At 66.3% G+C, this 20938-nt stretch carries 15 protein-coding genes, 1 tRNA gene and 2 other RNA genes; 11 read left to right on the top strand and 7 right to left on the bottom strand.

Going from position 1 to position 20938, the window contains the following annotated elements:
• Positions 1–8: 8 nt before the first annotated feature.
• The 3 genes from ACCQ03_RS06130 to ACCQ03_RS06140 all read right to left on the bottom strand — a co-directional run bounded on the left by ACCQ03_RS06130 (position 9) and on the right by ACCQ03_RS06140 (position 1966).
• Positions 9–1223, bottom strand: a complete 1215-nt coding sequence (locus ACCQ03_RS06130) for a tyrosine-type recombinase/integrase (protein WP_057678703.1) — start codon at positions 1221–1223, stop codon at positions 9–11.
• Positions 1224–1396: 173 nt separating this feature from the next.
• Positions 1397–1472, bottom strand: a tRNA-Ala gene (locus ACCQ03_RS06135).
• Between the two features lie 92 nt (positions 1473–1564).
• Positions 1565–1966 carry an H-NS histone family protein gene (locus ACCQ03_RS06140; RefSeq protein ID WP_003485983.1) on the bottom strand — a complete coding sequence of 134 codons (402 nt, stop codon included), beginning with the start codon at positions 1964–1966 and terminating at the stop codon, positions 1565–1567.
• A 218-nt stretch (positions 1967–2184) separates the two neighbouring features.
• Here ACCQ03_RS06140 and ACCQ03_RS06145 point away from each other — a divergent pair, with 218 nt between their 5' ends.
• Both ACCQ03_RS06145 and ligD read left to right on the top strand, forming a co-directional pair.
• Positions 2185–2361: a DUF3606 domain-containing protein gene (locus tag ACCQ03_RS06145; RefSeq protein ID WP_017156156.1), complete on the top strand. Its 177-nt coding sequence runs from the start codon at positions 2185–2187 to the stop codon at positions 2359–2361.
• A gap of 14 nt (positions 2362–2375) precedes the next feature.
• Positions 2376–4994, top strand: a complete 2619-nt coding sequence (gene ligD, locus ACCQ03_RS06150) for a DNA ligase D (protein ID WP_209227599.1) — start codon at positions 2376–2378, stop codon at positions 4992–4994.
• Between the two features lie 203 nt (positions 4995–5197).
• Here the strand turns inward: ligD and rnd are convergent, their stop codons facing one another.
• Complete coding sequence (gene rnd, locus ACCQ03_RS06155) at positions 5198–6289, bottom strand: ribonuclease D (protein ID WP_057678705.1); 1092 nt, start codon at positions 6287–6289, stop codon at positions 5198–5200.
• A gap of 214 nt (positions 6290–6503) precedes the next feature.
• Between rnd and ACCQ03_RS06160 the strand changes: the two genes are divergently transcribed.
• The 3 genes from ACCQ03_RS06160 (at position 6504) to ACCQ03_RS06170 (ending at position 10169) form a co-directional block, all read left to right on the top strand.
• Positions 6504–6572: non-coding RNA, sX9 sRNA (locus tag ACCQ03_RS06160), on the top strand.
• Complete coding sequence (locus tag ACCQ03_RS06165; protein WP_087944871.1) at positions 6564–8393, top strand: formylglycine-generating enzyme family protein; 1830 nt, start codon at positions 6564–6566, stop codon at positions 8391–8393. The genes ACCQ03_RS06160 and ACCQ03_RS06165 overlap by 9 nt, the downstream gene beginning before the upstream one ends.
• Positions 8394–8906: 513 nt before the next feature.
• Positions 8907–10169, top strand: coding sequence for a virulence factor (locus ACCQ03_RS06170; protein ID WP_057678707.1), 1263 nt, complete (start codon positions 8907–8909; stop codon positions 10167–10169).
• 295 nt (positions 10170–10464) lie between these two features.
• On the opposite strand, the gene xseA is transcribed toward ACCQ03_RS06170, so the two are convergent.
• Together xseA and queG are read right to left on the bottom strand one after the other, a co-directional pair.
• Complete coding sequence (gene xseA / locus ACCQ03_RS06175; protein WP_057678708.1) at positions 10465–11802, bottom strand: exodeoxyribonuclease VII large subunit; 1338 nt, start codon at positions 11800–11802, stop codon at positions 10465–10467.
• Positions 11803–11946: 144 nt separating this feature from the next.
• The gene (gene queG / locus ACCQ03_RS06180) at positions 11947–13014 is read right to left on the bottom strand and encodes a tRNA epoxyqueuosine(34) reductase QueG (RefSeq protein ID WP_057678709.1); all 1068 of its coding nucleotides are present in this window, start codon (positions 13012–13014) and stop codon (positions 11947–11949) included.
• Positions 13015–13038: 24 nt separating this feature from the next.
• Here queG and ACCQ03_RS06185 point away from each other — a divergent pair, with 24 nt between their 5' ends.
• From ACCQ03_RS06185 to ACCQ03_RS06210, 6 genes are all read left to right on the top strand, one after another.
• Positions 13039–14526: a bifunctional ADP-dependent NAD(P)H-hydrate dehydratase/NAD(P)H-hydrate epimerase gene (locus tag ACCQ03_RS06185; RefSeq protein ID WP_057678710.1), complete on the top strand. Its 1488-nt coding sequence runs from the start codon at positions 13039–13041 to the stop codon at positions 14524–14526.
• On the top strand, positions 14523–15023 hold the full coding sequence (gene tsaE / locus ACCQ03_RS06190) for a tRNA (adenosine(37)-N6)-threonylcarbamoyltransferase complex ATPase subunit type 1 TsaE (protein WP_209227601.1): 501 nt from the start codon (positions 14523–14525) through the stop codon (positions 15021–15023). Before ACCQ03_RS06185 ends, tsaE begins: the two co-directional genes overlap by 4 nt.
• A gap of 70 nt (positions 15024–15093) precedes the next feature.
• Complete coding sequence (locus ACCQ03_RS06195) at positions 15094–16797, top strand: N-acetylmuramoyl-L-alanine amidase (protein WP_209227603.1); 1704 nt, start codon at positions 15094–15096, stop codon at positions 16795–16797.
• A 136-nt stretch (positions 16798–16933) separates the two neighbouring features.
• Positions 16934–18811, top strand: a complete 1878-nt coding sequence (mutL, locus tag ACCQ03_RS06200) for a DNA mismatch repair endonuclease MutL (RefSeq protein WP_209227605.1) — start codon at positions 16934–16936, stop codon at positions 18809–18811.
• Complete coding sequence (locus tag ACCQ03_RS06205) at positions 18811–19746, top strand: DUF1684 domain-containing protein (protein WP_057679764.1); 936 nt, start codon at positions 18811–18813, stop codon at positions 19744–19746. The genes mutL and ACCQ03_RS06205 overlap by 1 nt, the downstream gene beginning before the upstream one ends.
• A 33-nt stretch (positions 19747–19779) precedes the next feature.
• Positions 19780–20754, top strand: a complete 975-nt coding sequence (locus ACCQ03_RS06210) for a TraB/GumN family protein (protein WP_057679765.1) — start codon at positions 19780–19782, stop codon at positions 20752–20754.
• Between the two features lie 53 nt (positions 20755–20807).
• Here ACCQ03_RS06210 and ACCQ03_RS06215 read toward each other — a convergent pair.
• Positions 20808–20882, bottom strand: a non-coding RNA gene (locus tag ACCQ03_RS06215) — sX9 sRNA.
• Positions 20883–20938: the final 56 nt, after the last annotated feature.

Below are 20938 nucleotides of genomic sequence, written 5' to 3' on the forward strand. Positions count from 1 at the left end.
GCAACTCCTTAAGCGGTTCCCTTGAATAAGAGCGGCGCACTTCCGAGTCTGATTATCTGTATGTAATCACTCCATGCTTGCATCATCTTTCGACGCTCGTCCAAATATTGCGCTTGATTATAAATGCCGCGAACTCCTGGCATCTTATGGGTTAGCGCCGACTCAATGGCATCCGGCGTCCAGCCCCCCATTTCGTTTAGCAGCGTACTTGCCATGTGCCTGAAGCCATGGATGGTACTTTCATCCTTCTCAATGCCGCAGCGGCGGGCGGCTACGAGGATGGCATTTCCCGACATGTGCTTGCGAGGGTCCCGCCCACCAGGGAAAACGAACTCGCCGCGTCCGGTAAGAGGGTATAGGTCGCGCAGGATTTCCACAGCCTGAGTCGAAAGGGCGGCGATGTGGGTGCGCTTGGTCTTGGTCACGAAGTAGCGCCACTGTCCGGCGTCGAGGTCCAGTTCCGCCCACCTCATGCGGACAAGCTCGCCGGGTCTGGCGAACAGCAACGGTGCCAGTCGCAGGGCACTCCTGACCACTGGCCGACTGGTGCTGATGTCAATCTTCCGCAGCACGCCCGTAGCTTCCTCCGATGTGGTGGCAGCAGCGAACGGCATGGATCGCCAGGGAGTCAGCGCTCCTTTCAATGCACCTGTAGGATCGGCTTCGGCCCGGCCAGTACGCACTGCGTACCGAAAGACTGCGCCGCAGGTCTGCAAGGCTCGATGAGCGGTCTCGATGGCGCCTCGCTGTTCGATCCGCTCCAAGTGCTTCAGCAGTTCCGGGGCGGTAATGGCTGCGATGGGGCTGCTGCCGATCCAGGGAAAGATGTCGCTCTGCAAGCGGCGGATGATCTTGTCCGCGTACTGGGAACTCCAATCCTTCTGCTGCTTGGAGAACCACTCTCGGGCGATGACCTCGAAGCTGTTCGCTGCGGCGGCCTCCCCAGCGGCCTTGACGGCCTTCCGCTGTTCGCCTGGGTCTACCTTGGCCGCGAGCAGCCGACGCGCTTCCGCCAGCTTCTCCCGCGCATCTGCGAGGCTCACTTCGGGGTAGGTGCCGAATGACAGGGTGTTGCGCTTGCCGGTGACCGGGCGGCGGTAGTCGTAGCGCCACCAGCGTGCGCCGTCGGGTCGTAGTAGCAGATACAGGCCGTTGCCGTCGCGCAGCTTCTGAGGCGTTGCGAGACACTTCGTCCTACGAATAGTGGTATCGGTGAGAGGCATGGTAGCTCCTTGGCGGTAACAGGTTAGGGGATGCCCCAGCTACCGCCAAAATTACCGCCAGATACCGCCGGATTTGCGCGGTCTCGGCTAGACTACCTCGGAAACAAAAAAGGCCGGAAAGCCTTATGTCACAGTGCTTTCTGGCCTCGTTTGCACCGTCTAGGACGGCAAGATGGTGGAGCGGAAGGGGATCGAACCCTCGACCTTCGCGATGCGAACGCGACGCTCTACCAGCTGAGCTACCGCCCCACGTGCGACGATTCTACCCACAAGCCGCGCGGTTCGCCAAGCGAAGGACGCGGCCGACGGTGCCAGGCGGCACGATCGTGCGGGTGTTGGCCTTACTCGCGAACCAGCGGGAACTTGAGGTCCGGGTTCTTCGCCTTCCATTCCTTGTACGACACCGAACCTTCCCAGGCAGCGAACGCCTTCGGCGTGCGGCCACGACCGGACCAGGTTTCGCCGGTGTGCGGCAGCTCGTACTTGGGCTTCACTTCGCTGCGGCCGCTCTTGACCACTTCCTTGCGCGCGGCAGTGGTGCCCAGGTAAGCGGCAATGTCGTTGCGCTGCTTGGTGTTGAAGTGACCGGCAAACTGCTCGAGCAGGGAAACGATGGTGGCATGCGCAGAGGATGCCTCGCTCGCGCGCTCGGTTTTCTCCTGTTCTTCCAGCTTCTGCAGTTCGTCCAGCAGCTTGGCCTTGGCTTGCGCGATGGAATCCAGTTTCGAAGAGGTATTGCTCACAGAGGTATGGCCTCGGAATAAGAGTGGACACGCCGCCCGTAGGGCGCGCGGCATTATGGCATGTGGCCCGGAGCGGCCGTTATGCAACAGGGGCTTGCACATGGCGTGAACAGGCCTTTCACGACGCCTGTTCGAACGCTTTCGCATTGTCGCTACGGGTGCTGCTGGGCCGACGGCTCACGTTAGCAGACCCGACCACGACGATACAGGAGCATGTCATGAGTGACGACAAACGCAACGTCGGTTCGCCAGACCGTGACCGCATCAACGTCAATGAAGCCTATGAGCTGCAGTACTGGACCAAGACTCTGGGCGTCAGTGCCGATGAATTGCGCGCGGCGGTGCAGAAGGTGGGGCCAATGGCCGCCAGCGTACGCCAGCATCTGGGCAAGTAAGCGGAAGGTCTGCCATGAGCCTGAGCGAATACCGCCGCAAGCGCAGCTTCGACAAGACCCGCGAGCCGGAGCCGGGCAAGGCCCTGCCGCCGGGGCAGCGTGCGATCTTCGTGGTGCAGCTGCACCACGCCAGCCGTCGCCATTACGATTTTCGCCTGCAGTTGGGCGATGCGCTCAAGAGCTGGGCGGTGCCGAAGGGGCCAAGTTACGACCCCAAGGTCAAGCGCATGGCGGTGGAGGTGGAAGACCACCCGGTCGATTACGCCAGTTTCGAAGGCGAGATTCCCAAGGGCGAATACGGTGGCGGGCACGTGGCGCAGTTCGACCATGGCGTGTGGGCCACGGCGGGCGACCCCGAAGCGCAGTTGGCCAAGGGACATCTGCGCTTCGAGTTGTTCGGCAACAAGCTCAAGGGCGGTTGGCATCTGGTGCGCTCGGGCAAGCCCGCGCGGCAGCCGCAGTGGCTGCTGTTTAAAGAAGACGATGCCTACGCCGGCACGTTGGAGGCCGACGACCTACTGGCCGACGTCGCTGCCGCGCCTGCCGACGATGTACGCCGCGCAGGCGCCGGCAAGACCCAGCGCAAGGCGCTGACGACCGTGCCTGCGCCGGTGGCGAAAAAGCGTGGTACCTGGGCGAAGCAGGCGCTGGCGTTGAGTAATGCACGTCGCGCCGAGATGGAGGATGCGCCGTTCGCGCCGCAGCTGGCCAAGCTGGGGCAGTCCCCGCCCGAAGGCACGCAGTGGCTGCACGAAATCAAATGGGACGGTTACCGCATCCTGGCCACTGTGACCGACGGCAAGGTAAGGCTGTGGTCGCGCAATGCATTGGAGTGGACCGACAAGACACCGGAAATTGCCGATGCCATCCAGTCGCTGGGCCTGCGCAGCGCGCAACTCGATGGCGAATTGATCGCCGGGCGCGGCACCAAGGACGACTTCAACCTGCTGCAGGCCACCTTGTCCGGCGAGCGCCAGGTGCCGCTGGCGTTGGCGGTGTTCGATCTGTTGCACGTGGACGGGGTGGACATCAGCGAGGCGCCGTTGCGCGAACGCAAGCAGCTGTTGCAGCAGGTGCTGGAGGCTGCACCCAACACGCATCTGGCCTATAGCTCGCACGTTGAAGGCGATGGCACCGAGGCGTTCCGGGTGGCCGGCGAACAGCACTTCGAAGGCATCATTTCCAAGCGCGCGGATCGCCCGTATCGCGACGGGCGCAGCGACGATTGGCGCAAGACCAAGCAACTGGCCAGTCAGGACTATGCGGTGGTCGGCTACACCGCGCCCAAGGGCAGCCGCAGCGGCTTCGGCTCGCTGTTGCTGGCCACGCCGGACCCGGTGCATGGCTGGTTGTACGTGGGCCGTGTGGGTTCCGGGTTCTCCGATGACCTGATGCGTGAAGTCATCCGGCAACTGGAAGGTGGCGGGCGCAAGCCTACCGCGCACATTCCCACCGAAGACACCGACCTGCGCGGCGCCACCTGGTTTGCGCCGCGCTTTGTGGTGGAGGTGTTCTATCGCGGCATTGGGGGGCAACAGTTGTTGCGCCAGGCCTCGTTCAAGGCGCTTCGCCCGGACAAACGCATTGCCGATCTGGCCGACAGCGATGCAGGAGCCGGCCCGGCTGCATCGTCGTCTGCCAAGCGTGCGGCAAACAAACGTGCTGCCAAAGACGCCGCAACCCAGGCGCCCAAACGTGCAGCGACGCGAGCAACAGCGCCTGCGCGCAAATCTGCGGTTGCCACACCTTCCTCGGCTGCGCTACCCACGCTGTCCAGCCCGACCAAGTTGATCTACCCGGATATCCGCGCGACCAAGCGCGATGTCTGGGACTACTACCAGGCGGTGATGGATCACCTGTTACCGCAGATCGTAGGACGGCCGCTGTCCATCATCCGCTGCCCCAGCGGTGCCGAAAAACCGTGTTTTTTCCAGAAGCACCATACCGCAGGCCTGGAGCGCGTGAGCTCGGTCAAGCTGACCGAAGAGACCGGCACCAACGCGTATTACCTGGTGGTCGAAGACGCGCCCGGGTTGTTGGAACTGGTGCAGTTCAATGCGCTGGAATTCCATCCCTGGGGCTCGCATGCGGATCGCCCGGATGTGGCCGACCGGGTGGTGTTCGATCTCGATCCTGGCCCGGACGTGCCGTTTGCCGAGGTCAAACGTGCGGCCAACGATATCCGCAAGCTGCTGGCACAGCTGGAGCTGGAATCGTTCCTGCGTGTCTCCGGCGGCAAGGGGTTGCACGTGGTGGTGCCCCTGAATCCCGGCTGCGACTGGGAGGTGACCAAGCGTTTCGCCAAGGGATTTGCAGATGCCCTGGCGCAGGCCGAGCCGCAGCGGTTGATTGCCACAGCCACCAAGCGGCTGCGCAACAAGCGCATCTTCGTCGACTACCTGCGCAACGGCCGTGGCGCCACTGCAGTTGCTTCCTATTCTTTGCGTGGTCGTCCGGGGGCGCCAGTTGCGTTGCCGTTGGCGTGGTCGGACCTGTCCAAGCTGCAGCGCGCCGATGCGTTCACCTTGCGCGATGTCCCGGAGAAGCTGCGCCGTCGGCGCAAGGACCCTTGGGCAGACATGGACCGCATCCGGCAGAACCTGGCGCGCTGGGCGGAGCAGGACGAGGAGTGATGTGATTGGGCACAGAGCATGCCGGCATTGCCGCTGCGCGTACGCGACCGGTAGTGAAGTCGCCGCGACGCAGGCGCTGCGCGACGTCCTCGCGCATTCCATGCTGCTCGTCAGGCGGCCTTCGCCAGTTCGGCACCGCTCGCCCGCATCTAATGAAGAGCCAGCATCGCTGCCGGCTCTGGCGCGCCAAAACCGCTGCGATCCTACGCTGCAGTATTGTCCAGCAGCGGCATCAGCTGTGCTTCAAGCAGGGCACGGCGCCATTGGCCCAGCGCCGCAGGCCAGCTGCGCTGTTCCATCAAGGTTTCCAGGTGGCGGCGCGAGGCCAGCAGGCCGTCCGGCAAGCCGAGTTCGCGGCTACGTTGCGCCACCGTGTCTTGCAGCCGCTTGAGTAAGGCCTTGTTGCCGTCGGTGGCGGCCTGCGCCAGCGGCGCGTGCTCTTCGTCCGGAAGCGGGGTGTTGAGTGCATCCCACACCGCGTTGGCGAGCTTGCGCGGCGCCTTGGGAAATTTATCGAACTGCCGCAGCAAGGCTTCCGGATCGGCGGGTGGAAACCGCGCCAGCTGGCTGGCCAGTTCGTTGTCCAGGATCCAGCTGCGCGGGCGATCGCTCTGCCGTGCCTGCAGGTCGCGCCAACGCAGCAGGCGCAGCAGCCGGCGTTGCGCTGCCGGTTCCAAGAACTGTGCGGCACGCAGGCTCACATGCGGCCAGCGCTCGCCATCGTCGTGCTCCACCGTGGCGAGCAGGCGGTCGGCGTCTTCGGCCAGCCACTCCAGCCGGTTCTGCTCGGCGAGGCGGCGGGTGAGCTCGTCGTGGATCGCAAACAGATAGCGCACGTCGTCGGCGGCATATTCCAGCTGCGCCGGCGACAGCGGGCGACGCATCCAGTCCGAGCGTGTTTCGCCCTTGGTCAGCAAGGTGCCGGTGACTTCCTTCACCAGTTTCTGGTAGCCCATGCCACCGCCGACACCGGCCAGCGCCGCGGCGATCTGGGTGTCGAACAACGGCCGCGGCAAGGCGCCACACGCGCATTTGAACGTGACCAGGTCTTCGCTGGCGCTATGCATCACCTTGACGATGTCGGTGGCGGTCAACCACTCCTTGAGCGCCGCATTCATGCCCGGGATCAGCGGGTCGATCAGCAGGATCTCATCGCCGATGGCCATCTGCACCAGGGCCAACTGCGGCCAGTAGGTGCGTTCGCGAATGAATTCGGTATCCAGGCCGATACGCGATGGTCGCGCTGCCTGCAGGCGGTCAGTCAGCTCGGAGGGGTGGGTGATCCAATGGGGCACGTGATTTCCGTCGGCGGCAAGGGTTTGCGCAGAGCGCGCAGAATAGCCTAACGTCGCGATCGCCTGTCGTGCGGCAGAGCACTGGAAGGAGCAGGTGGTGGGTGAGTGCGGTGACCGGATGGCAGCGTGGGCAATGGTCGCGCCCAGAGCGGCTGGCAAAACGCCTGCGCAGCCAGCAGGCGGGCGCGGCCGCGGTGCGGAAGCGACATCCAGCATGCGTACGCTTGGGTTCATGCGCACCGGCCACGCCCGCCCGAGCGCTGCTCGCTTTGTTTTGTTGGCCGCGCTTGGCCTGTGCGCCTGTTCGCGCACGCCGACGCCCGCACCTGCGGTCGCGCCGCAACCGGCGCCTGCCGCCGTGCCGAGCAAGCCGAACGTTTCCATCGGTGGCGAAGAATCCGCCGAAACCGTGGCGCAATGGCAAGCGCCGGTGGTGGACCTGGGCGACGAGCCCCTGGCGCAGGTGCGCAAGCGCGCCGACCAGGCATTGCGGGAAGACCGCCTGTATCGCGATGCCGGCGATGCGATCCCGTTGTATCTGGCGATCCAGCAGCGCGCCGGTGGCAAGGATGCAGCCAGCCGGCGTGGCCTGGAGCAGGCGCGTGGCCGGTTGCTCGAACGCGGCGCAGCGCTGATCGAACAAACCGAGCGCCAGGACGACGCGTTGGAGCAGGCGCGTGAAGTGGCCTTCGTCGCGCTCGCTCTGGCGCCACAGGACCCGAAGGTGCGCGCACTGCAGCGCGAGGTGGAAACGGCGCAGCGCGTGCTGGCGTTCAACCGCGCCGGCGAAGACGACCTGCGCGGCGGGCGGCTGGGCGAAGACGGCAATGGCGCGCTGGTGAATTTTCGCGACGCTGCGCAACTGGATCCGGACAACCCGCGCACCCGACAGGGCCTGGCCGCCGTGGAAAGCGGCCTGCTGGAGCGCGCCGAACAGGCGGCGCAGGCGAGCGACTTCATCGGTGCCCGTTACTGGCTGCAGATGGCCGGGCAGGTACGCGAGCGTGCGCCCACCATCGCCGATGCACGCGCGCGGGTGGAACGCGTGCGCCGGGCGCAGATCGCCGCGTTGCACGACGCCGGCCTGCACGATCTGACCTCGCCGCGCGGGCTCAAGGCGGCCGGCGAGAAACTTGCCGAAGTGCTGCGCATTGCCGACCCCGGCGATGCGGTGGCCGGCGATCTGCGCCGCCGGCTGGAATTGGCCACCCATTACGGCAGCTTCCGGCCCGGGCAGGTGTTCACCGACGGGCTCAAGGTCGGCGGGCGCGGGCCGCAGATGATCGTGGTGCCGCATGGCGCATTCCAGATGGGCGCCGGCGATGCCGAACCGGGCGCTTCCGACAACGAGCGCCCCGCCCATTACGTGCGCTTCGCACGCGGCTTCGCGTTGTCGATCACCGAGGTCACGGTTGCCGAGTTCCGCCAGTTCGTCGACGCCACCGGCGCGCGCCCGCGTGCCACCCGGCGTGGGCATTCGGTGGTCTACGACGAGCGCAGCGGCAACTTCATCCGCCGCAGCGGGGTGGACTGGCAGTCCGACTACAACGGCGCCCAGGCCGCGCCCAACAGCCCGGTGATGCACGTCAGCATTCGCGACGCCGAAGCGTATGCGTCCTGGCTGTCGGAACAGACCGGCCGCCATTACCACGTGCCCAGCGAGGCCGAATTCGAGTATGCGGTGCGTGCCGGCACTACCGGACGTTACCCGTGGGGCAACGCGGGCTCGCCGCCGGCCGACGCCGGCAACTTCACCGGCGGCAACGACGTTTCGCGCAGCGGCCGGCATTGGAACAACGGCTTCGTCGGCTACGGCGATGGCTTTTGGGGCCCGGCGCCGGTCGGCAGTTTTCGCGCCAACGCCTGGGGGTTGCACGACATGGGCGGCAACCTGAGCGAATGGGTGGCCGACTGTTGGCACGCCAGCTACCGCCGTGCACCGGCCGATGGCGCGGCCTGGTACAACCCGGGCTGCCGGCAACGCATGATCCGTGGCGGCAGCTGGGCCAATTCGCCGCAACAGACACGTGCGGCCTGGCGGCAGTCGCAGGACTCGGACACTACCAGCGCCCGTATCGGCTTTCGCGTGGCACGCGGAATCTAGCGACGACCGGTGGCGCGTGGGCGCATTGCTCGCGTCCGGTGTGACTGCAACATTAGGCTTGCCGTCGCCGTCGCCGTCGCCGTGAACGCGTTCGGCTCGGCCCTGCGTCCTGCGATGTCACGGCGGAAGGCGTTCACTCCGACAAAGTCGGCGGAGGCGCGCGGCTACACAAGCGAGGCATCTCTCTTGTTCGAGGAAGGAACACGGCCGGAAGAGCGCTGCAATCGCGCAAGCGCCTTTGGGAGTCGAGTGTGTGAACCGCACTTGGATTGCGCTACTTCCATCCGACAACGTTCCCAAGGCGACAAACCAGGAGCGGACGTTTGCGCGGCGTCGGCTCCCGGTCCTTCGCGTTGCAGTGGGCGCCGGCAGGCACGCGCTGCGCTGACCAGGCGCTATGCGCAATAGCTGGGATTCAGTTGGCTTAACAGCAACGAACACCGCGTGCATTCGCGGTGAAACCGGTCGTGTCTGCTGTGGTCAAATCGCAACCGCTATCAAGGGACTGCCGTCATGGGCATGGGGATCAAAATGTTTCGTTGGGTGATTGCGATCCTGCTGATCGGCGGCAGCGGCTATGCCGTGGCGCGGCATCTGCAGGACAGTAATACGGCTGGGCATTACGGTTCGGTCGAAGTGATTCGCCCGGAGGGTACGCCGAAGGCGATGGTGATCCTGCTGCCCGACAGCGATCATCCGCAAGACGGCCAGAAGCTGGCCGACCTGCTGAGCAACGATGGCGCGCTGGTGGCGGTGGTCGACACCGCTAAGTACCGCGAACGCGTGCGCTCGCACCAAGCCGCCTGCAGCTCGCTGGCCGACGACGCCGAGCGACTGGGCAAGAAACTGTTGCGCGCCGAACATGTCGATGCGTTCCTGCCGCCGGTGCTGGTGGGGCAGGGCGACGGCGCGGTGATGGCGCGCCAGGCGGTGGCTTCGGCCGCGCCCGACGTGCTGGGCGGCGCGGTGGTTGCCGATGCCGGCAGCCAGGATCCAGGTCTGGCATGTTCGCGCGATCTGCCCAATGCCAGTCAGGGCTTCCTGGACGATCTGGCCGACGCATCCAGCCCGATGCAGATCGCCGCGGCCACGCGCGGGCACTTCCTGGCTGCGCAGTCGCAGGGCCTGGGCGATCTGCCGCTGGTGGAACTGCACGCTCCCGGCAGCGACCGTCTGGTGGTGATGTTGTCCGGCGATGGTGGCTGGCGCGAGCTGGACAAAGGCATTGCCGCGCAATTGCAGCAGCAGGGCGTGTCGGTAGTGGGCTGGAATAGCCTGCGCTACTTCTGGGGCAGCCGCACGCCGCAACAAGTTGGTGCGGATCTGGACCGGGTGATCGCCAGCTATCGCCAGCGCTGGCACATCCAACACGTCGCCCTTGTCGGGTACTCGTTCGGTGCCGATGTGCTGCCCTTCGCCTATCCGGAACTGTCGCCCCAGCAACGCGCCTCGGTGCAGTTCGTCAGCCTGCTCGGCCTGGGGCACGAGGCTGACTTCAAGGTCCGCGTCGGTGGCTGGCTGGGCTGGCACAACGACGCCGAGCGCGATGTGGAACCGGCCATCCAGGCGCTGGACGCGCACCGCCTGCAATGCATCTACGGTAACGAAGAAAAAGACACGCTGTGCCCGGAGCTGCGCGCACGTGGCGTGCAGGTGCTGGCACGTCCGGGTGGGCATCACTTCGATCACGACCCGGTGGTGCTGGCCAATCTGTTGATGGAGGGCTGGCAGCACGCAGCGCAGACGCCGATCGCGCAGACAACGAGTCGTTCCTGATGCCGCTTGCAACCAGCCAAGCGTTGCATAACCTTTTCCGGAGCGGTTGATCGACAAGCAATGCTTGGCACTGAGCACCTTCAACAAACGAAGGTGCCCGACGCTGAAGCGCGGCTGGCGAGCCTATTTCAGCGAAATCGCGGATTCGCCCGACCTTGCGGCGTGTTTCGAGGGCGCACTCTCGCGCCGCGCAGAGCCTAGTGTCACTGCGTGCAATGGGCACCGTCGACGAGTGCATGTCAGCGCCCAGCGCCGGCATTGCCGCCGGAACGACAGTGCTGCGCACGGCGTGCGGTCAGCTTTCGCCAGACTCCACACGCACCTGGATGCTGCCATCGGCCAGCTGCGCGCGCAGGCGTTCGCCGGTGACCACCTCAGCGGCGCTGCGCACCACGCTGCCGTCGGCAGGGCGGGTCACGATGGCGTAGCCGCGCGCGACCGTGGCCAGCGGGCTGACCGCTTCCAGCGAGCGCGCAATGCTGCGTAATTGCAGCTGATCATGCTGCAGGCGGCGTTGCATCGCCGCCTGCGGGTGCAGTGCCCGCAGGCGTTGCTGCAAGCCGGCCAGATGGCGTTGCGGGTTGTGCGATTGCAGCTGCGTCTGCCCGCGCTGCACACGTGCCTGCAAGCGTTCGAGCACGTGCATCATGCGCGCGCGCAGCTGGCGGCCGGCCTCTTCCTGGCGGCGATGGAGCAGTTGCAAGCGCGCCTGCGGGCTCTGCGCACGCAACCGCAGTGCCAGCCGGTCTGCGCGTTGCATCGCGTTGCCCAAGGCGTGTTGCTGCAGTTGGGTCATGCGCGCCTGCGCACGCCGCACGCGCGCGAGCAGCTCGCGTTGATCGGGCACCAGCAGTTCGGCCGCGACCGAGGGCGTGGGCGCACGCACGTCGGCCACGAAATCGCTCAGGCTGAAGTCGGTCTCGTGGCCCACGGCAGACACCACCGGCGTCTGCGCGGCGGCGATCGCGCGTGCCAGGCGTTCGTCGTTGAAGGCCCACAGATCCTCCAGCGAGCCGCCACCGCGGGTGATCAGGATGACGTCGTAACGCCCGGAGGCATCGGCGCGTTGCAGCAGCGAGGTGATTTGTGCGGCAGCGCTGTCGCCTTGCACCAGCGAGGGCAGCAGGTCCACTTCCAGCAGCGGAAACCGCCGCGCCAGCACGCTGAGCACATCGCGTACCGCCGCGCCGCTGGGCGAGGTGATCACCGCCAGCCGCTGCACATGCGCAGGCAGTGCCTGCTTGCGTTCGGCATCGAACAGGCCTTCGGCGGCAAGGCGCGCGCGCAGTTCGTCGAAGTCCCGACGCAGCGCGCCTTCGCCGGCTTCTTCCAGATGGTCGAGCACCAGCTGATAGTCGCCGCGCGCTTCGTACAGGGTCAGGCGCCCGCGCGCGAGCACGCGCAGGCCTTCGCGCGGCTGGAATTTCAGCCAGGTGCTCTTGGGCTTGAACATCGCGCAGCGGATCTGCGCGCGCGCATCCTTGAGCGTGAAATACAGATGTCCCGACGAGGGCCGGGTGACGCTGCTCAGTTCGGCCTCTACCCACACCAACGGGAAGCTGCCTTCCAGCAGGTCGCGCGCCAGCGAATTGAGCTGGCTGGGAGTGAGGATCTGTTCGTTGCGGTCGGCCATCGCTGCATTATCCCGTAGCGACGACGGTCATGGGTGATTGGCTGGCGAATGCCGATGCCAACGGTGCCGCACCGTTGGCCAACGCAAGCGCGTGCAGGCCGCAACTGCCGCATGCGAACCACGCTCACAAGTGGCCTGCGCGGATCAAAGACCGTGTTGCGCCAGCGCCCAGCCAACGTGTTCGCGCACCAGCGCCGAGTCGTCGTGGCGACGCGCTTCCAGTGCGGCCAGGACCTCTGGCGTGCCAGGCGCGTTGCCCAGGCCCACGGCAATATTGCGCAGCCAACGCTCGTGTCCGCTGCGGCGAATCGGGCTGCCCTCGGTGCGGCGCAGGAAGTCGCCTTCGTTCCAGGCGAACAGCTGCGGCAGCGTCGCCACATCCAGCTCGTTGCGGGCGCGGAAATCGGCTTCGTCAGTGCGCTTGGCGAACTTGTTCCAGGGACAGATCAGCTGGCAGTCGTCGCAGCCGAAGATGCGGTTGCCGATCGGCTTGCGCATGTCTTCGGGAATTGCGCCATCGTGTTCGATGGTGAGGTAGGCGATGCAGCGGCGCGCATCCAGCCGGTAGGGCGCGATGATGGCTTGCGTCGGGCAGATATCGATGCAGCGCGTACAGGTGCCGCAATGCGCGGTCGCGGGCGTATCGATCGGCAGTGGCAGGTCGAGGTAGATCTCGCCGAGAAAGAACCACGAACCGCCGTTGCGATCGATCAGGCAGGTGTGTTTGCCGATCCAGCCCAAGCCGGCATTGCGTGCCAATGCGCGCTCCAGCACCGGCGCCGAATCGACGAATACGCGGAAACCGAATTGGCCAATTTCGCCCTGGATGCGCTCGGCCAGCTTCTGCAGACGGTTGCGCATCAGCTTGTGGTAGTCGCGCCCCAGCGCATAGCGCGCCACATAGGCGCGGTTGCCGTCGTGCAAGGTGTTCCAGGCCTCGGTGTCGTCCTTGCGGCCGTAATCCATGCCAACCGACAACACGCGCAGGGTGCCGGGAACCAGTTCCTGCGGGCGCGAGCGTTTGTCGCCGTGCTGGGCCATCCAGTGCATGGTTCCGTACAGGCCTTCTGCCAGCCAGCTGCGCAGATGCACTTCATCCTCGCCCAGTTCGATGCCGGTAATGCCGCAGCGTTGAAAGCCTGCTTCGCGCGCAAGCACGCGAATGCGCGCAGCGGCATCGGCAGGGTCGGGGCGGGCAAGGGCGGCAGACATGCCGACAAGTATAGAATTCCCGGCATGTACGCACCGCTCGCTCTTTACGACACTGCCGCCGCGCGCACGCTCGATGCGCAGGCCACCACGCTGCTCGGCGGCGATGGCTACACCCTGATGCAACGTGCCGGGCAGGCGGCCTGGCAGTGGTTGCTGGAGCGCTGGCCGCAGGCGCGCCGCATCGTGGTGGTCTGCGGCACCGGCAACAATGGCGGCGACGGCTATGTGCTGGCGCGTCTGGCACACCGCGCAGGGCGTCAGGTCCGTGTGGTGCACCTGCCCGAACACGGCCCCGCCTCGGACCTGGCGCAGCGCGCCTGTACCGACTACCTCGCCGTCGGTGGTGCAATCGAATTGTTTCCGTATCCGCTGGCGCAGGCCGATGTGATCGTCGATGCGCTGTTCGGCATCGGCCTGAATCGTGCACCGGACGATGCAACTGCCGGGTTGATCGACGCCATCAACGCGGCGGACGTGCCGGTGTTTGCGCTGGATGTGCCCAGCGGCATCGATGCCGACCATGGGGTGGCCTTCGGTGCGGCGGTACGCGCAGCACTGACCTTGCAGTTCATCGTGCCGCATCTGGGGCTCTACACCGGCGATGCGCTGGAACATGCCGGCGAGCGTGAAGTGGCGTCGCTGGAGGTGCCGGTTTCGGCATTCGACGGGCTCGCACCAGCCGCCCACGGCTGGAATGGCGATGCCCTGGCGGCGCAGTTGCGCCCGCGTCGTCGTAACACGCACAAGGGCGAATCCGGGCGGGTGTTGTGCGTGGGCGGCAATCTCGGCAGCGGTGGCGCGATCATGCTGACCGCCGAAGCGGCGTTGCGCAGCGGCGCCGGGTTGGTGCAGGTCGCGACGCGCGCCGAGCATGTCACGCCACTGTTGGCGCGCTGCCCGGAAGCGATGGCGCGTGCCATGCAGGCCGACGACGACATCGCCACATTGGCCGAGGCCGCAGATGCAGTCGCGCTCGGGCCCGGGCTAGGGCAGGACGCCTGGGCGCAGGCGTTGTGGCGCGCAGCGCTGGGCGCCGCTACGGCGATGGTGATCGATGCCGATGGGCTGAATCTGCTGGCCGCCAACGACGTTGCAGCGCGTGGTCCGCGCATCTTGACGCCGCATCCGGGCGAAGCCGGCCGTCTGCTGGGCCTTTCGACCCGACAGATTCAGCGCGATCGTCCGGCCGCTGCTGCGGCACTCGCAAAACGCTACGACGCAGTGGTCGTGCTCAAGGGCGCCGGCACCGTGGTCGCCTCGCCAGGTCATCTGCCGCGCATCATCGACGCCGGCAATCCCGGCATGGCGGTCGGCGGAATGGGCGATCTGTTGACCGGCGTCATCGCGGCATTGCTGGCGCAGGGCTTCTCGCCGTTCGATGCCGCCAGCCTTGGCGCGTTGTTGCACGCCTGTGCCGGCGATGCGGCAGCGCACGCGGGCGAGCGCGGCCTGCTGCCCACCGACCTGCTTCCCGAGCTGCGCCGCCTCTCCAACGCTGGAGCCATTGCATGATCGACCTCAACGGACAACTGCACGGCGTGCAGGCCACCGAAACCCTGGGCCAAGCGCTGGCCGCAGTGCGACCGGCCAGCGCGGTGGCGCAGTTGCATGGCGACCTCGGCGCGGGCAAGTCCACGCTCGCGCGCGCGCTGCTGCGTGCGCTCGGTGTCACCGGGCCGATTCGCAGCCCCACCTACACCTTGGTCGAACGCTATCCGCTGGCAACCGGCGATGAAGCCTGGCATCTGGACCTCTACCGCATTGGCCATGCCGGCGAGCTGGATTTCCTCGGGCTCGACGAGGGCAGTGCGAGCTTGTGGCTGGTCGAATGGCCCGAACGCGGTGCTGGGGTGCTGCCGCCGGTGGATCTGGATGTCGAGCTGGCCGTGGCTGGCGAAGGCCGCAGCGTTCGGTTGCTGGGCCGCAGTGCGATCGGGCATGCCTGGATGGAAAGCTTGTCGCAGCAGCCCCAGTTGCAGGCCCTTTTTGCTTCCTCACGAGAAGAATGAACGCCAGGTTATGGATTATTAAGGGAAATTGCCTTGCAATTCACACAGTTGGATGCTTGAATCCAGCGCCATGACACCGGGGATTCGCCAGTTCTGCCTTTCCGCCCTGACCGCCAGCTTGAGCCTGGCGGTTTTTGCTGCTTGGGCCGGTGAAATCACGGGTGTTGGCGTCAGTACCGGAGCCACCGGAACCCGCGCGGAAATTCAGCTGGCCGGCAGCGGCGGCTTCAATACGCTGTCGCTGGCGAACCCGACGCGCCTGGTTGTCGATTTTCCCGAGTCCTCGGGCGTGCGTGGTCTCAAGCTGCCGCCCGCTGCCGGATTGGTGACCTCGGTGCGCACCGGTCAGCCGGTGCCTGGCACGTTCCGTGTGGTGTTCGAATTGGCAACGCCGGTTACGCCGCTCAAGCCGCAGATGCAGACGCTGGGTAGCGTGTCGACCTTGGTGATCGAATGGCCAGGCGATCCGACGCCGGCGGCGGCCTCCGCAGTTGCCGCGGCTGCACCAACGGCAGTGCCGGCGCCGCGTCCGCTCAATGCGCAGGCCGAAGCTGCACGCGCAACTGCCGCCTTGGCTGCGTCTGCGCAACGGGCCTCGTCGGTGCCGTCGACTCCGCCGCCTGCACCGCCTGTGCCGGCATCGGCGATGCCCACCGTTACCCAGGCTCCGGTGCCGACCACTGTCGCCACCGGTGTGCCGACGCCTCGGCCTGCTACCTCCGCGAGTGCACCAGCGCCGACCGGCGTCGCCGGCAACGCGCCGAACCGTGCTTCAGTGACCAACGCCAACGTCAACGCCAACGTAGCGTCCGGAGCGGGAGTGGCGGGCAGCAGTGCATCTGCAGCTGCCATCTTGAATGGCGGCAGGGCACCGATGGGCGCACCTTCCGGTAATGCCGCAGCAACCGTCCCCAACAATGCGGTCAGCAGCGTGGCTGCCGAAGGCGACGACGACCTGCCGCCGCGCCCGGTGCTGCCAAGCGAAGCGTCGCGGATCAAGATGGCACCGGGCATGCGGCCGTTGATCGTGGCGATCGACCCAGGCCACGGCGGCCAGGACCCGGGTGCCATGGGCCCCACCGGTAAGCGCGAAAAAGACGTCACCCTGGCGGTGGGGCGTGAACTGGCACGCCAGGTCAACGCCACGCCGGGCATGAAGGCCTACCTGACCCGCGATACCGACGTGTTCATTCCGTTGCCGATGCGTGCGCAAAAAGCCCGCGCCGCCAAGGCCGACATCTTCATCTCCATCCACGCCGACGCCGCCGAAAACCGCAGCGCCACCGGCTCCTCGGTGTATGTGCTGTCGACCAAGGGAGCCTCGTCGCAACGTGCGCGCTGGCTGGCCGACAAGGAAAATGCCGCCGATCTGGTCGGCGGCGTGCGCCTGCAGCAAACCGAGAGCACCCTGGCCAACGTGTTGCTGGACCTGGCCCAGAGCGGACACATGAAGGCTTCCGAAGATGCCGCCGGCCACGTGCTTGGGGGGTTGAAGCGCATCGGCAACAACCACAAGCCGCAACTGGAGCGCGCCAACTTCGCGGTGCTGCGCACCTCCGACATGCCGGCAATGCTGGTGGAAACCGCCTTCATCTCCAATCCGGATGAAGAACGCCGGCTGATCGATCCCGCTTACCAACGCAAGATTGCCGGCGCCGTGCTCGACGGCATCGATACCTTCTTTACCCGCCAACCGCCGCCAGGTACCTTGTTCGCCGCGCGTGCGCAGGCCGAAGCCGATGCAGTGGGCACCGTGGCCGGCGGCAGCCGCTGACCCGCTCGGCTATCATTCCGCACTGATTCCTTGATGACGGCGCCTGGCGCCGCCGGATTGCCGTGCCGACGTCTGTCTTGCCTGTCACACCGCCGATCTACCGCGTTTCGCGCGTGCCGCACGGGAGCGTGCGCTGATGGCGATCCGCCAGTTGCCCGAGATTCTGATCAACCAGATCGCTGCCGGCGAAGTCGTCGAGCGGCCCGCATCGGTGGTCAAGGAACTGGTCGAAAACGCGCTCGATGCCGGTGCCACGCGCGTGGATATCGAGCTCGAAGAAGGCGGCGTCCGGCTGATCCGTATCCGCGACAACGGTGGCGGCATCTCCCCGGACGAACTGCCGCTGGCGGTGTCGCGGCATGCCACCAGCAAGATCGCTTCGCTGGACGACCTGGAAACCGTCGCCACGCTTGGTTTTCGTGGCGAAGCCTTGCCGTCGATCGCCTCGGTCAGCCGCTTTACCCTGATCTCGCGTCGCCCCGACGCCGAACACGGCTTTGCATTGGAAATCGACGGCGGCCGCCTGGGCGAGGTGATTCCGCGTGCGCACGCGCCAGGCACCACCGTCGAAGTGCGCGAACTGTTCTTCAATGTGCCGGCGCGGCGCAAATTCCTGCGTGCCGAACGCACCGAACTCGGCCACATCGAAGAGTGGCTGCGTTCGTTGGCGCTGGCGCGGCCGGATGTGGAATTGCGCGTCTCGCACAACGGCAAGCCGTCGCGGCGTTACAAGCCGGGCGATCTGTATTCGGACGCGCGGCTGGGCGAAACGCTGGGCGACGATTTTGCGCGTCAGGCCTTGCGCGTGGACCACAGTGGCGCCGGCCTGCGCCTGCATGGCTGGGTGGCGCAACCGCATTACTCGCGTGCCAGCACCGACCAGCAATATCTCTACGTCAACGGCCGGTCGGTCAGGGACCGCAGCGTGGCGCATGCGGTGAAGATGGCCTACGGCGATGTGCTGTTCCATGGCCGGCAGCCGGCCTATGTGCTGTTTCTGGAGCTGGACCCGGCGCGCGTGGACGTCAACGTGCACCCGGCCAAGCACGAGGTGCGTTTCCGCGAAGCGCGGCTGATCCATGATTTCGTCTATCGCACCTTGCAGGATGCCTTGGCGCACACCCGTGCCGGCGTTACCCCGAACAGCATCGGTAGCGAAGGCGCCACCGACATGGGCGGCACGTTCGGAGGAATGGGCAGTCTCGCTGGCAGCGGCGCCCCGCGTGATGGCAGCACATCTGGCAGCGGCAATGGCACGTATGGCTACGCCAGCTGGACGCCTTCGCAAACGCCTTTGGGACTGCGTGTGGACGAGGCCCGCGCCGCCTACAGCGCGCTGTATGCGGCGCCGCCGAGCAGCGCGCAGCAATCGGCAGGCATGCCGAGCATGGCCGGCACCGGATTGCCGGCAACTGCAGAAGACAGCGGTGTGCCGCCGCTCGGGTATGCCATCGCGCAACTGCACGGCATCTACATCTTGGCCGAAAACGCCGAAGGTTTGATCGTGGTCGACATGCACGCGGCGCATGAGCGCATCGGCTATGAGCGGCTAAAAAACGCGCACGACAGCATCGGCCTGCACGCACAGCCGTTGCTGGTGCCGATCACGCTGGCGGTGGGCGAGCGCGAAGCCGACACCGCCGAGCGCGAAGCGGAGACCTTGGCCATGCTCGGTTTCGAGATTACCCGCGCCGGCCCGCAGTCGCTGCACGTGCGCAGCATTCCCGCGCTGCTGGCCAATGCCGAGCCGGAGGCGCTGCTGCGCGATGTGCTGGGCGATCTGCGCGAGCATGGTCAAAGCCGCCGCATCGCCAGCGCACGCGACGAACTGCTCTCCACCATGGCCTGCCACGGCGCAGTGCGCGCCAACCGCCGCCTCACCGTGCCGGAAATGAACGCGCTGCTGCGCGATATGGAAGCCACCGAACGCTCGGGCCAGTGCAACCATGGCCGACCGACCTGGGCGCGGTTTACGCTGAGCGATATCGATCGTTGGTTCCTGAGGGGGCGTTGATGGCAGTGCATGGGGGGAAGGGCTGGCTGCTCGGCATGCTGGTCGCAGCAGCGGTGGTCGGTTGCGGGCGCGATGCGCCGCCGCCGGCTGCGCCGGTCGCACTCGACAAGACATTTCTGGCCGACACCGCCGCCTGGCGCGAAGCACGGATGAAGGAACTGCGCGCGCCCGATGGCTGGACCAGCCTGGTTGGCCTGCATTGGCTGTCGCTGAAGGCGCATTACATCGGCAGCAGCGCCGACAGCGGTATCAAACTCGCGGTAGGCCCGCCGAAGATGGGCATGGTGTCCACCGAAAACAACGCGGTCTGGTTCGTGCCCGAGCGTGGCGCAGCGCTGACCCTCGATGGCAAGCCGCTGACCAGCCGGATCCGCTTCCAGTCCGACCGCGATCCGCAGCCCACCCTGATCCATTTCGACGACGGCAAGGGCGTGTTGAGCCTGATCCATCGCGGCGACCGCTATGCGCTACGGGTCAAGCATGCCGACGCGAGCTCGCGCACGCACTTCGCTGGCCTGGACTATTGGCCCTTGGATCCGTCCTGGCGCATCAACGCGCGCTATGTGCCCAACGCCGTCGGCAAGACCATCCCGATCGTCGACATCGTCGGCATCAGTAGCGAGCAGCCGAACGCGGGCGCGATCGAGTTCGAGCGCGACGGCAAGAGCTACCGACTGGAAACCATCGGCGAGCCGGGGCGGCCGATGTTCGTGGTATTCGCCGACCGTACCAGCGGCCACGGCAGCTATCCGGCCGGACGTTTTCTGGATCTGGACGTGCCCGATGCCTCGGGGCATGTGATGGTCGATTTCAACCGCGCCTACAACCCGCCATGCGCGTTCACCCCGTTCGCCACCTGTCCACTGCCGCCGCCGGAAAACCGCATCGATCTGGCGGTGTCGGCAGGCGAGAAGGCCTACAAGGTGCCGCACTGACATGCGCGGCATCTACACGTGCGGAGAAGCCTCGTGACCAGGCGACGGACACTGTCGACGCGCAAACGGATTGCCGCCTGGTGCAGCGGCGCGCTGCTCGGCCTGACCTTGTGGAGCGGGGCGCTCGTACCGGTATGGGCGCGCGATGCCGGCGACGTGCCGGCAGGCCCGCCGGTGCCGCTGCTGTGGAAGATCGATGGCAAGGGCGGCACGCTGTATCTGCTGGGCTCGTTTCATGTGCTCAAGCCCAGCGACTACCCGCTATCGCCGGATGTCATGCAGGCCTTTGCCAAGGCCGACCGCCTGCTGTTCGAATTGCCGCCTGACGATGCGCAATCGCCAGAGCTGGCCGGTCGCATGTTGCACGCGGCACGGCGCACCGACGGGCGTACGCTGCAGGACTCGCTGGATGCGAAGACCTGGCAGGCGCTGAGCGCCTACGCCCGCAAGTACGGCATGTCGCTGGCGAGCCTGCAGCCGCTCAAGCCCTGGTTCGTGGCACTGACGATCAGCCTGGCGGAGATGACCCGGCAAGGCATGGACCCGAACGCAGGGCTGGACCATTACCTGATGGAACAGGCGCAGGCGCGCGGCAAACCGGCCGACGGCCTGGAGCGCGCCGCTGAGCAAATCGCCTTGCTCGATGGCATGTCGCCGACCGAGCAGCATCAGCTGCTGGAGGAATCGCTGGACGAGGCCGATGCCACCGACCAGCTACGCCAGCTGCACGCCGCCTGGCGCAATGGCGATGTGCGGACGCTCTCCACGCAGATGGCCGAAGACATGCGCCGCCAGTATCCGGCGCTGTATCAGGACATCAATGTCGAGCGCAATGCACGCTGGGTGCCGCGGCTGGAACAGCGGCTCGGCAAAGGCAGCGGAACCACGCTGGTAGTGGTCGGTGCGCTGCATTTGCTGGGCAATGACGGGGTGGTGGAGCGTATGCGTGCACGCGGCTACCACGTGGAGCGGATCTGCTCGGCCTGCACGAAGCAGGCCAGCCACTGAGTGGTTGCGCCTGGGAGCGTGACGCTGCTGGCGCAGCGTCCGACGATTGAAACAGTCGACACCACGCCGCGACCAACCCGCAGGTGGCATGGTCGGCGCAGCGAAACCGGAATGTCCGAGGAGTACATGAGGATTCCGGTCGCCGGCCGCATCTGCCGGGTGGCTGCCAAATCGTGGTGTTGGC

The organism is Xanthomonas sp. NCPPB 3569 (assembly GCF_041475645.2).
Taxonomy (GTDB): domain Bacteria; phylum Pseudomonadota; class Gammaproteobacteria; order Xanthomonadales; family Xanthomonadaceae; genus Xanthomonas; species Xanthomonas phaseoli.